The 13,540-nt window shown below is 42.3% G+C and carries 8 protein-coding genes; 5 read left to right on the top strand and 3 right to left on the bottom strand.

What is annotated here, in order from left to right:
- The 3 genes from CC97_RS16745 to CC97_RS16755 form a co-directional block, all read right to left on the bottom strand.
- Positions 1 to 621, bottom strand: coding sequence for a YigZ family protein (locus CC97_RS16745; protein WP_044976415.1), 621 nt, complete (start codon positions 619 to 621; stop codon positions 1 to 3).
- Positions 622 to 700: 79 nt separating this feature from the next.
- Complete coding sequence (gene rpmE, locus CC97_RS16750; RefSeq protein ID WP_044976417.1) at positions 701 to 901, bottom strand: 50S ribosomal protein L31; 201 nt, start codon at positions 899 to 901, stop codon at positions 701 to 703.
- Positions 902 to 1,040: 139 nt separating this feature from the next.
- Entirely contained in the window at positions 1,041 to 2,756 is a 1,716-nt protein-coding gene (locus CC97_RS16755) for a phospho-sugar mutase (RefSeq protein ID WP_044976418.1), read from the bottom strand.
- 275 nt (positions 2,757 to 3,031) lie between these two features.
- Here CC97_RS16755 and CC97_RS16760 point away from each other — a divergent pair, with 275 nt between their 5' ends.
- The 5 genes from CC97_RS16760 (at position 3,032) to CC97_RS16780 (ending at position 13,522) form a co-directional block, all read left to right on the top strand.
- Positions 3,032 to 3,655: an HAD family hydrolase gene (locus tag CC97_RS16760; RefSeq protein WP_044976419.1), complete on the top strand. Its 624-nt coding sequence runs from the start codon at positions 3,032 to 3,034 to the stop codon at positions 3,653 to 3,655.
- A gap of 186 nt (positions 3,656 to 3,841) precedes the next feature.
- Positions 3,842 to 5,560: an AAA family ATPase gene (locus CC97_RS16765; protein ID WP_044976421.1), complete on the top strand. Its 1,719-nt coding sequence runs from the start codon at positions 3,842 to 3,844 to the stop codon at positions 5,558 to 5,560.
- Positions 5,561 to 5,760: 200 nt separating this feature from the next.
- Entirely contained in the window at positions 5,761 to 5,955 is a 195-nt protein-coding gene (locus tag CC97_RS16770) for a hypothetical protein (protein WP_044976423.1), read from the top strand.
- Positions 5,930 to 6,547, top strand: a complete 618-nt coding sequence (locus tag CC97_RS16775) for a hypothetical protein (protein WP_049962995.1) — start codon at positions 5,930 to 5,932, stop codon at positions 6,545 to 6,547. Before CC97_RS16770 ends, CC97_RS16775 begins: the two co-directional genes overlap by 26 nt.
- A gap of 630 nt (positions 6,548 to 7,177) precedes the next feature.
- Positions 7,178 to 13,522: an MBG domain-containing protein gene (locus tag CC97_RS16780; RefSeq protein ID WP_156036957.1), complete on the top strand. Its 6,345-nt coding sequence runs from the start codon at positions 7,178 to 7,180 to the stop codon at positions 13,520 to 13,522.
- Positions 13,523 to 13,540 lie beyond the last annotated feature (18 nt).

Consider the following 13,540-nt stretch of genomic DNA (forward strand, 5'->3'; position numbering starts at 1 on the left):
TTATGAAAAATCCTCGAAAAGCTTTTCGGATTCTTCAATCTCGATCTTACCGTTTGACACATCGGTAAGTTTGGCTTTAAGAGGTTCAAAATGCTCTTCCTTTACGAGAAGCTCAAGAGAGATGCTGTCCTCGAACTTTGATGACAGTTCTTTTACTTCATACTGCGGCAGAATATAGGCTACCTTGCTGTACAGGTTGTAGTCCATTAAAAATGAGATCCTGTAGCATTCGCACATGTCCATTATCTCAGCGTTTTCGACAGCAAGTTTTGCTGATGTGGAGTAGGCGCGTACAAGACCGCCGCCTCCCAGAAGAATACCGCCGAAATAACGTGTCACAACACAGCATACGTCAGTAAGTTCATTCTTCTGAAGAATGTCAAGTACAGGTACACCGGCTGTTCCCTGGGGTTCTCCGTCGTCAGAATATCTAGTTATGTTGTTGTCGCGGAGAATGTATGCGTACACGTTGTGGGTAGCTTTTCTGTGAAGAGATTTTATTTCATTTATAAAAGCGACTGCTTCGTCGTTTGTATGAACAGGGCAAAGATACGCTATGAATTCAGAACGACGTTCAGTAAATGTTATGCTGTCTGGTTTTTTGATTGTTCTGTAGCCCATTTGATTACACCGTCTTTGTCCTTGTAAATAAAAACGGGCGACTCTATAAAATATAAAGTCACCCTTGTTTCTCCGGAACTTAGTTCTTGCCGAAACGCTTCTTGAATCTGTCTACACGTCCGCCTGTATCAACAAGCTTCTGCTTACCTGTAAAGAAAGGATGGCATTTTGAGCAGATTTCAACCTTAAGATCGCCCTTTGTAGAACGTGTTTCGAGTACGTTACCACAAGCGCATGTGATCGTAGCCTTTTCAAAGCTTGGATGGATATCCTTTTTCATTAGTAGTGTCACCTCTTTGCAATAAACTATTATGATTAACATAGTAGCCCATCAGTTACTTTAGACAGTAGTACTATCGATAATTCACTTGTAAAAATTATTATAACATATCGCGGAATAAAAGTCAATACTTTTTTTATCAGAATCCGAGGATAGTTCTGAATTCAGCATCGAGCTTTTCATATAAAGCTGTTGCTTCTTCCTGTGTCTTGCCTGTTGTTGTATAGTAAACCTTGATCTTAGGCTCTGTGCCTGAAGGTCTGATAATTATTGTTGCTTCGTTTTCAAGAGCGAAAACAAGAACATCTGACTTAGGAAGTGTGATAGCTGTTTCTGCACCTGTTTTGATATTCTTTGTAACGCTTGCAGCGTAGTCAGAGAATTCAACCAGTGAAAGTCCGCCGACTGACTTCGGAGGGTTTGTACGGAGTGAAGTCATGATCTCCTTCATTCTTTCCATACCTGTGATACCTTCACATGTGAAGCTTCCGAGCATGTGCTTGTAAACACCGTACTTCTGATACATTCTGTCTCTTGCTTCGATAAGTGTCATGCCTTTGGTTCTGTAGTAAGCAGCCATTTCGCAGATGAGCATTGAAGCAACGACAGCATCCTTGTCTCTTACGTATGTACCTGCAAGGTAGCCGTAGCTTTCCTCGAAACCGAAGATGTATCTGTCTTCCTCACCCTTTTCTTCAAGGAAACCGATCTGTTCGCCGATGAACTTGAAGCCTGTGAGAACGTCGATGAGTTCAACACCGTAGTTCTTTGCAATCGCAGCAGCGATCTTTGTTGTAACGATAGTCTTTACAGCTATCGGATTTTTCGGCATTGTTCCGAGCTTTGTTCTTTCTTCGCATATATATTCGAGAAGCATTGCGCCGACTTCGTTTCCTGAGAAGAGAACTACGTCGTCACCTGATGATACTGCGATACCAACACGGTCAGCATCAGGGTCTGTTGCGAGAAGAAGGTCAGGCTTTACTTCCTTTGAAAGCTTAAGACCGAGTTCAAGAGCTTCTCTGATCTCAGGGTTCGGGTAAGGGCATGTTGTGAAGTTTCCGTCAGGATTTTCCTGTTCAGGAACAACTGTAACGTCCTTTACGCCTATTCTGTCGAGAATAGTTCTTACCGGCTTGTTGCCTGTACCGTTGAGCGGTGTGTAAACTACCTTGAGTCCGCTGTCCTTTACGAGGTCAGTGTGGATTCCCTGAGCGAGAACGTTTTTGTAGTAATCTTCGATAACTTCGTCGCCGATGTAGCTTATCATGCCGTTTGCAAGTCCTTCTTCGAATGAGATGTATTTCGGACCTTCAAACATGTCAACGCTGTTGATCTTGTTAATAACGATGTTTGCCACGTCAAGTGTGATCTGGCATCCGTCTGCGCCGTAAGCCTTGTATCCGTTGTACTTTGCAGGGTTGTGGCTGGCAGTTACCATGATACCAGCACTGCATCCGAGAGCACGTACTGCAAATGAAAGGCAAGGTGTCGGCATAAGTTCCTTATAGATATATGCCTTGATACCGTTGGCAGCAAGAACGCCTGCAGCAGCCTTTGCAAAAACGTCAGACTTGATTCTGCTGTCATAGGAGATAGCAACGCTTCCGTTTTTGTATGAGCCGTTTACATAGTCAGCAAGTCCCTGTGTTGCACGGCGTACGGTGTAGATGTTCATACGGTATGTACCTGCACCGATAGTACCTCTGAGTCCGCCCGTTCCGAATTCGAGGTTTCTGTAGAATCTGTCTTTTATGGCATCAGAGTCATCCTTTATTGAAGCAAGTTCTTCTATGAGGTCCTTATCTTCAGTTGCTTTCTGAGTCCATAGTGTGTATAACTGCATCTCATCCATATCAATTACTCCTCTGATAAGTCATTATTTCTAAATCATACATAAATATTATACCATATTGCCTGTTGATTTAAAAGGGACTTTAATAATTTTCACGAAATTGTCATGTGCAAATTTACAGTCGTAAATAAGACGAATTTGTGCACAACAGACAATTGAGATATTTATTTTTGAAAAGCGTTAAAAAAAGGATGAAAACATGGTATAATAACGTTGATAAAAGAATTATCAGTGCTGACTGCAGAGGCTTATATATGACGAAAGGAATAAATTGTATGAAATTTGACGGAATAATATTTGATCTTGACGGGACAATGTGGAATTCTACTGAAGGTGTATGTGCAACATGGAACCAGGTGCTGGAAAGTTATCTGGAAATAACTTACCGTATAACACCTGAAAAGCTCTATGCAACAATGGGCCTTCCGATGGATGAGATAGGCCGCAGACTTTTTCCTGACTGTGACGAAAAGAAACAGGCGGAACTTCTTAAAAAGTGCGGTGATCTTGAAAATGAATATCTTGCTGAACACGGTGGAATACTCTATCCGGATCTTGAAAAAACACTTGCAAAGCTCTCGGGAAAGTATAAACTGTTTGTCGTAAGCAACTGCCAGAACGGATACATCGAAAGCTTCTTTGAGGCGCACGGCACAGGAAAGTATTTCACCGACATCGAGTGCTTCGAAAACACCGGTCTTTCCAAGGGCGAGAACAACAAACTCGTGATTGAAAGAAACGGCCTTAAAAGCGCGGTTTACGTAGGTGACACCCAGGGCGATGCCGATTCAGCCGCAGTTGCCGGCATCCCGTTCATCTACGCATCCTACGGCTTCGGAAATGTAAAGAAGTACGATTATTCTATTGAAAAGTTCAGCGATCTTCTTGACATACTGTAAAATGGTTCCGCCCCTTCTTACGACGTGCCGGGATTATTGATAGTGCGCCAAAAGCGCACGCTTCATATTTCAAAAGCTAAACGGTGTTCATGTAAAGAGTGTCGTTTCCGTTTTTACTATTGCTAAAAATGAACAAATACAGTATACTAATAAATGAAAGAAAACAACGGGAAAGGAGCAGATAACATGCCACGAAAAATAGGAACCGGAGTGCAGAGTTTCAGCAAACTCAGAGAACGCGGTAGTTTTTTTGTAGATAAAACAGAGTTTATAAGCGACTGGTGGAATGCAGATGATGAAGTCACTCTCATCACTCGTCCGCGCCGTTTTGGCAAAACACTGAACATGAGTATGCTCGAATGTTTCTTCAGTCCGGAGTATGCGGGAAGAGCAGATCTTTTTGAAGGATTGAATGTCTGGAAAGATACAGAAATGAGAGAATTGCAGGGAAGTCAGCCGGTTATCTTCGTTACAATGGCAGCGATAAAAGGTATTGATTATAAGGATTTTCTTGAACAGATGAATGCAGAAATGCAGTCGGTATATTCACGTTATGAAGAGTTTATAAATTACAGTGATAAGATCTCAGATGCCAAAAAAGAAAAATTTAATCTTTTTAACAGAACGATGATCAAAACGATGGTTGCCGAACCGGATACCCCTGATAAAAAAGTTAATACAACAATACTGAAGCAGAGCATAGCGTTTCTTTCTGAGTTGTTGTCTATCCATTACGGAAAGAAAGTAATAATACTTCTTGATGAATATGATACGCCGATGGTCGAATCCTATGTGAAGAAATACTGGGATGAAACAGCTGCGTTTATGCGGACATTTTTCAATACAACATTCAAAAGCAATCCGTACATGTACCGCAGTGTGCTTACAGGAATAACAAGAGTAAGTAAGGAATCCCTGTTTTCAGATTTCAATAATATAGAGATATGTACACTTTCAGCAGTAAAATATCAGGAATACTTCGGGTTTACTGAAGAAGAAGTATTTGCTGCGATGGACGAATATGGCCTTACCAATAAGGATGAAGTGAAATACTGGTACGACGGATTTACCATCGGTGATCTTAAGGACATTTATAATCCGTGGTCAGTGACTAATTTCCTTGGCAAGAAAATATTATCACCTTACTGGGCAAATACCAGTTCCAATAAACTTGTAAGTGACCTTCTGCGCGAAGGCGATGCGGAAATGAAAAGTGATTTTGAGCATCTTCTCTGCGGCGGAACAGTGACAAAGCAGATAAATGAAGAGCTTGTGTACAGCGATCTTAGCGCAGATGATAATTCTGCCTGGAGCCTGCTTACGATGAGCGGATACCTGAAAATCGAATCACGCGATGATGAAGAATATGAACTGAAAATAGTAAATTATGAAACAGTGAAAATGTTCCGCGGTCTTATTTCAAAGTGGTTCAGGAAAGGAAACAGCTACAGTAATTTTATCAAAGCGCTTCTTCAGAATGACCTTGACTACATGAATAAATTCATGAATGACCTGACAGTATCGATGTTCAGCTCATTCGATACAGGAAAGAAGCCGTCAGAAGAGGCGGAACCGGAGCGTTTTTATCACGGCTTTGTTCTCGGACTTCTGGTTGACCTTCGTGAAAGATATGCAGTAACATCCAACCGTGAAAGCGGATTCGGAAGATACGATGTACTTCTTGAACCGCTGGATAAGGAAAAAGATGATGCGATGATATTCGAATTCAAGGTTATCAACAAAAGAAAAGGCGAAAACGATCTTGAAGATACCGTTGCTGCTGCACTGAAGCAGATAGAGGATAAGAAGTACGAGCAGGTACTGCTCGATAAAGGCGTTAAGAAAGAGAAGATTCGCAAGTACGGCTTTGCATTCGAAGGAAGCCGTGTGCTTATAGGTGAATAAAAAGGTTGCGGCACGTCAATGACGTGCCGCAGCTATGTATAGTGCGCCTGCCGGCGCACGCTTCATATTTACAAAAGCTAGACGGCGCTCATGTAAAGAGTGCCGTTTTTCCTTGAAAACGAACTGAAAAAATGATATAATACAAATAAAGAAAAAGCACTGAGCGATGCAGGAAAAGAACTATATAAGGAGGAGATCGTATGGCATATACAGCAAAGTACGGAAAACCGAATATGACAAATTTACCGTCTGAACTGGGAATCGGCATTTTTGAGCAGATTCTCAATACTCCGAAACCCGATTATATGAAAATGCAGGAAGAATCAATGAAGCTTGAAAGAGAGATGGTTAGAGTAAGGGAGGCAGAAGATGCTAAAAGGACTTCTGCAAAGTGAATTATTTTACTGCAATCATCTTGGGGCTTCTGAAAATGATGAAAAAGATATCATGAAATTTAGTATAGACAGGGACGAAGGCTCCGGATTGCTTGAATATCTTCAGAATTATGCATTGACTGAAGAAGAAAACGGAATAATGCGTACTTATATTGTCAGAGATAAAATTTCGTCTGAAGTGGCAGGTTATTTTTCATTAAAAGCAGGACTTATATCTCTTAATGAACGTTTTGAGAAAATTATGGATAGCGAAACTGGCGAAGTTAAACTAAAGAAAGTGTTTGATACATTGCCTGGAATCGAACTTGCAAATTTTGCGGTAAACAGTGAGTATGTACGTAATCACAAAGATCTGAAAGGACTTGGAACAGTAATATTTAATAATTTTATATTGCCTGTTGTTCGTAAAACTTCAGATAATGTAGGTGTTAAATTGTTATATATTTTTGCACTGCCGTATGAAGATTTGATTAATACTTATCATGAGAGATATGGCTTTTCAAGACTTAGTGACCCTTATGAAGACGAACTTCACAAAAGATTAAAGCCTTACTATGATTTGTCATGTAAATTTATGTATCTGATTTTATAATAAAAGGTTGCGGCACGTCAATGACGTGCCGCAGCTATCTATAGTGCGCCTGCCGGCGCACGCTTTATATTAAAAGCTAAACGGTGCTCTGTAACGGAAACGCCGTTTTATTTAGTTAAAACGCAGACTTCCTCCGTTAAATTAAACAAAACACAACCTCATTGCATTGAACAAATACACGAAATATTAAGAAATGGTTGACTTTATAATAGCTTGTGACTATAATTGAAAGTATATTATACGACTAATGGGAAAGAAAAAAGTCGTATGATACTTTTTAAAGTATGCGGAAGTGTACTTTGAGGTTTAAGGGAATATGGGATGTCAACGTACTGCTAGGTAAGGGGTTACAGTAAAAGCATAACGGATGATACCCATGAAAATTATGAAAAGGGATTTCGCAGATTTTAATTCATTATCTGCATAAAAAGGGGTTGACATAGTTATGTTTACAACGTATAATGCGTTAACAGCACAGCACAGCACAGCACAGCACAGCACAGCTAAGGGCTAACTATGTCGATTTAACAACTGAATATAAAAATATACAAGCGTATTCTGCAGGATGATTCTGTCCTGAGGGGTACGCTTTTATGTATTATTAAAGGGTTTAAAAGGGAGGAATTTTTTATGGAACAGAAACATTTTTGGAAACGCATCGCAGCTGGATTGCTTTCGTTACTTATTGTTGCGGAATATATTCCGTTAAATATCAGTACAGGTGACTGCTTTAAAGAAAGTGGAATCCATAATGTTTTGGGTATGGGTAGCAAAGATAATGTGGCTAATGCGGCGACAACATCGATTGCATTAAATGCAGAGTATTCTGTTGGCGACACCATATCTAATAATACCAGTAATACAGTTTATATTAAAGAGAATTATTACAATAATGCATCGGATTACGTTTTGGCTTTGCCGAGCAACAGCTCGGTAACAATCTCTTCTTTCTCTTATCGAGCACCTAACGTTAATCAACCCAGCAAACCTGCTCGTAACAAGATTGTGTTTAGTACAAATCTAAGTGAATATGACAGCAACGGAAAATATACTTGTTTAACACATGATCTCTTTACTGTAAGCGGACAGGATAGAACTGTTGAAAAAGTATATGTAACATCCGGCAGCGGAACATTAACAGATCCCTATGTTTTCGATGTAAAAGCATATGCGCTCCCAGTACTCTCCAACGATAACGTGATTATTGCCGACTTAACATACGATGGCACAGAAAAGATACCTGTTCTCAAATACGGCGATACAACGCTTGTCAAGGATACGGACTACACGATAGTTGAATCCGAGGGCGACACAACCTCCGCTATAAATGCAGGCACATACACTATTCATATCAACGGTATAAAGGATTATGCTGGTGAGAATGTGGCACTGACCTGGAAGATAAGCAAGGCTTACCTCAAACTCACAGCCGCAGAAGGTCTCAAGTACACAGGTACTGCTCAGAACCTTATCACAGGTACAGTTCCCGAGGGTACGAAGTTCAGCCTCACACAGCCAGAGATTGTTGTCAAAACAAATGAAGAATGGCGTGATGTGTATCAATATAAGGAAGCTATGGAAGAAGCAAAAGATTCGGCTACAGATTATATTGATGAACAATATTATAGTTTTGCTGAATATGTGCTGGATATGTATGCCCGGTGCATTAATTCTATAGGTAACGGTGACGTTTCTGCTTCTGAGTTCTTAGACGCAGCACTTGATTCATTGAGCCGAATGGACGCTTATGTTTCAGATTATAACGGACACACATTTGATACTACCAGTGATGCAATAAAATATATTAACGAAACGATCAGGGATAAAACCATAGAGGCTTTGACGGCTGAATTCAATGATGACGAAACTGAATGGAGCGGAACAATTCCAGCTGGCAAAGACGCAAAAACATATACCTTCTGGTATAAGGGCGACGGCGTGAATTACAAAGATACTATCCGGAGCATGAATGTGACAATTGGTAAGGGTATACTTACCCTCACTCCTGCAGAGCTGACCTACACCGGCGAAGCGCAGAACCTTATCACAGGTACAGTTCCCGAGGGTACGAAGTTCACACTGACAGCGCCGAAGGCTGGGCTGGATTATACAGCGGAAAAAACAAAAATCAGCGGGTGGATAAGTGCTCTTAACGATAAAGCAAATAATGCTTCATCTTCAGAAGAAGGCAATTATTATTATAGTGCTGCCAGTGCGCTGAGTTATTATTATAGCGTCCTTAATTATTTAAATAAGAATTATGAATCGAATCCTGCCAATGTAATGTCTGAAGCTGTAAGCTCTGCAGGGAAAATGGCACAGGATGTTACGCCGTCTGACGATGTTAAGGAAGCTATCGACTATATCAACACCTACATCAAGGACAAGACCCTTAATGATGCGAAAGCGCGTTTTGCCACTGTTGAGCCTGACGACTGGAGCGATACCATAACAGCCACAAATGCAGGCACTTACACCGTTTACTACAAGGGCAGCGGCAACTATGACGATACAGTGAAGAACGTTACCGCCTCTATCGCAAAGGCAACTCCTACCCCCGAAGCTCCAACAAATCTGACAGCTGCTTTCGACAAGAAGCTGTCTGATATAGAGCTCCCCGACGGCTGGGCTTGGGACGCTCCCGATACAAGCGTAGGCGATGTTGGTAATAATACATTTGCTGCAACATTTACACCTACAGATACTGCTAACTATAACAACTACTCGGCTGACCTGACAGTTGCAGTTACAGCTATCTCTGCAACACCAACTGCTGTTGGTACGCTCAATGCGACCTACGGCGATACCCTTGCCGATGTTGACCTCCCGACTGTCGAGGACGGTTCGGGTACTTGGGGTTGGAAGGACGCTGAGACAACATCTGTCGGCAATGCAGGTGCACAGACATTCGATGCGCTCTTCACACCAACGAATGCAAACTATTCTGCCGTGACAAAGAGCATTACTGTCAATGTTGCAAAGGCAAATATCAATGTTACCGCTGTTGCTAAGAGCAAGAACTACGGCGAGGATGATCCGACACTTACATATATTGCGGATCCATTATTTGGTATGGATACGTTCACAGGCACACTTACTCGTGCAGAGGGCGAGACAGCCGATACTTATGCGATTACACAGGGTACTCTCACCGCAGGCAATAATTACAATATCAATTTCACAGGTGCAAATCTCACGATCAACAAGGCTGCTATTGCTTCGGAAGTTTCAATTGCAAACTGGACATATGGCGAAAAAGCCAGTGAACCGTCAGTAGCAAATAACCCTGGTAAAGGTGAAGTAACATACACTTATTACAAGGGTGAAGAAAAACTTGACGGAGTACCGACATCAGCAGGAACATACAGAGTAGAGGCTTCGATAGCTGAAACTGAAAATTACGAGGCTGGTTCAGCAAGCAAGGAATTTACTGTAGCAAAGAAACCGCTTAAGATCACAGCGGACAAGGCAGGTAAAGTTTACGGAACAGCTGATCCGGCGCTTACTTATACACTTGAAGGTACGCTGGTCGGTGAAGACAGGATCACAGGTTCACTTACCCGTGAAAAGGGTGATAATACCGGTGAATATACGATCGGACAGGGTACACTTACAGCAGGTGACAACTATGCGATTGAATTTGTTTCTGACAAGTTTACTGTAACACCTGCAGAATTTAATGTCAAAGCGAATGGTTATACAGGCGCTTACGACGGTACGGATCATGGCATCGCAGCATCTTCAGATGTGGAAGACGCTAAGGTTTACTATCTTGTATCTGATACTGAACCTGCAGAAGCTGACTTTAAAGAAGCAGATATTACTGTATCACCAAAGTACAAGAACGCAGGAACCTATAAGATCTGGTACTGCATTACTGCGCCTAACTACAGTACAGTTATCAGCTATCAGACAGTTGAAATAACAAAGGCTGCTGTTGCTCCGACAGTTTCAATAGCAAACTGGACATACGGAGAAAAACAGGGCGTTCCGAAGATCGAAGGTTTACCTGAAGGAACGGATTTCAGCGCTAAAGTAACCTATTACAAGAAGGGAAGCGACAAGGCACTCGGAGCTGAACCGACAGATGCAGGTGAATACACAGTTGCGGCAGTTATCGGTGAATCTGCTAATTATCTTGGCGGTACAGCAAAGGCAGATTTCAGGATAGCAAAGGCTGCAATCACACCTTCAGTAACACTTGCAGGCTGGAAGAACGGTGAAACTGCAAACGATCCGGTAGTAACAGGTGATGCCGGAAACGGTACTGTAAAATTTGAATACAAGGCTAAAGGAGCTGAAGACAGTACATACAGTGAAACAGTTCCGACTGCTGTTGGAACATATGTAGTAAAGGCTTCAGTTGATGAAACTGCAAATTACAAGGCAGGTACAGCAACTGTCGAATTTACCATAGGACACGGTCACAGCTATTCAGATAAGTGGAACTATGACGAAAGCAAACACTGGCGCGAATGCACTTCTGCCGAAGGCGAATGCGATGCACAGAAAACTGATGTCGCTGAACATACATTTACAGAATGGAAAGTGACAAAGGAAGCAACATGTGAAGAAGCAGGAACAGAAAGCAGAAAGTGTACTGTATGCGGCAAGGAAGAAACCAGACCGGTTGCAGCAACAGGCCACATGTATGGTAAGCCGGAATACACATGGTCAGCAGACGGAAAGACATGCACAGCAACTGTTATTTGTGAGACAGACAAGAAGTTTACAGTAACAGAAACAGTTGAAGTGACAAGTGAAATAAAGGCACCGGCATCATGTGAAAAGGCCGGCGTTACAACATACACAGCAGCATTCAAAAATGAACTGTTCACATCACAGACGAAAGATGTTGAAGATATTCCGGCTACAGGACATAAATTCGGTGACTGGAAAGTAACGAAGGAAGCAACCTGTGACGAAGACGGCAGCGAAAGCAGAAAGTGCGAATACTGCGGTAAGGAAGAAACAAAGGTTATCCTTGCAGAAGGCCATGAGCTTGGTGACTGGACAGTAACAAAACCGGCAACCTGTGAAGAAAAGGGTATCGAAACAAGATACTGCACACATGATGACGGAACATTCGAAACAAGAGAAATCCCGGCAATCGGACATAGGTACGGTGAACCTGTATACACATGGTCAGATGACGGAAAGACATGCACAGCTTCAGTAACATGTGAGAATGACAAGACATATGTGGTAACTGAAACAGCGGTGATCACAAGCGTAGTTAAGGCAGCAGCAACATGTGATAATAAAGGCATAACAACATACACAGCAACATTTAAGAACGAACTTTTCAGTACGCAGACAAAGGACGTTGAAGACGTTCCTGCAGCAGGACATGAGTTTGGCGACTGGGAAGTAAGCAAGCAGCCAACATGTACAGAAAAGGGAGTTCAGACAAGAAAATGCAAAGACTGTGATGAAACTGAAACACAGGAGCTTCCGGCAACAGGACACAGATACGGAACACCTGTATACACATGGTCAGATGACGGAAAGACATGCACAGCTTCAGTAACATGTGAGAATGACAAGACACATGTAATAACAGAAGAAGCAGTGATCACAGGTGCAGTTAAGACAGCAGCAACTTGTGATAATAAAGGCATAACAACATACACAGCAACATTTAAGAACGAACTCTTCAGTGCGCAGACAAAGGACGTTGAAGACGTTCCTGCAGCAGGACATGAGTTTGGCGACTGGGTAGTAACAAAGCAGCCAACATGTACAGAAAAGGGAGTTCAGACAAGAAAATGCAAAGACTGTGATGAAACTGAAACGCAGGAGATTGCGGCAACAGGTGAACATAAGTTCGGTAAGTGGACCATCAATATTGTTGCAGGTCCGGATGGCGACGGTGAAAAACAGCATGTCTGCGATGTATGCGGCAAGGTGGAGAAAGAAGCCACAAAGTACGATGACGAAGTTAAGCCGACTGAACCGGGAACACCGGAAGATGAAGATGCATCTGGTAAGATCGAGAACATAACCGATCCGAAGGAAAATGCATGCGGCGGTACTATCGAAGTAAGCAAGAGCGATATTCTCGAAACATTCCCGCTTGAAAAGGAAGAACTGGAGAGCGTTGAAAACGGCAGCGACATCAGTCTTAAACTTGAAGTAAAGGATATTGCAGAAGAAGTAAAGGCTTCAGAAGAAGCGGACAAGATAAACGCTGCAGTAGAAACTGCAATTGAAAAACTTGTTGTCGAAATGAATGAAGACAACAGTGTTGCTGAAGAGAAGAAGGCTGAAGAAATAGCAAAGGTAAAGAATGCTAAGGTTGCAGCTGTACTTGATGTAACAATTGAAAAGTTCATCGACGGTGAAGATGCCGGAAGAGTTACAGAGCTTAAGAAACCGCTTCGTGTTTATATCAACCTCCCTGAAGGCCTTTACGAAGAAGGCAGAAGCTACTTTGTGGTTCGTGAACATAACGGCGAATACGAAGCACTTGAACTTCATATCATCGATGCCACAAGAGGCTGGTTCGAATCACAGTATTATTCTAAGTTCTACATCATGTATACAGAAAAGGCGCCGGAACCGATAGTCGAACCAGATCCAGTAGTCGAACCGGAACCAGTGGTTGAACCGGAACCGGTGATCGAACCAGAGCCTGTAGTCGAACCAGAGCCTGTAGTCGAACCAGAGCCTGTAGTCGAACCAGAGCCTGTAGTCGAACCAGAGCCAGTGGTTGAACCAGAACCAGTCGTAGAACCAGAGCCTGTAGTCGAACCAGAACCAGTGGTTGAACCGGAACCAGTGGTCGAACCGGAACCAGTTCACGAACATAAATTCGGCGAATGGAAGACTTCACAGAACGCATCATGGCTCCACAGAGGTTATGAAGAAAGAACCTGTGAATGCGGAGAAAAGGAAACCAGAAGAGTCGAAGAAAGCTGGACAGAATGGCTGGTTGGTGCAATTGGCAGAAGACTCAGAAATCTTTTCCGCTGATAACAGAATTCTTAAAAC

Source organism: Ruminococcus sp. HUN007 (genome assembly GCF_000712055.1).
Taxonomy (GTDB): Bacteria; Bacillota; Clostridia; order Oscillospirales; family Ruminococcaceae; genus HUN007.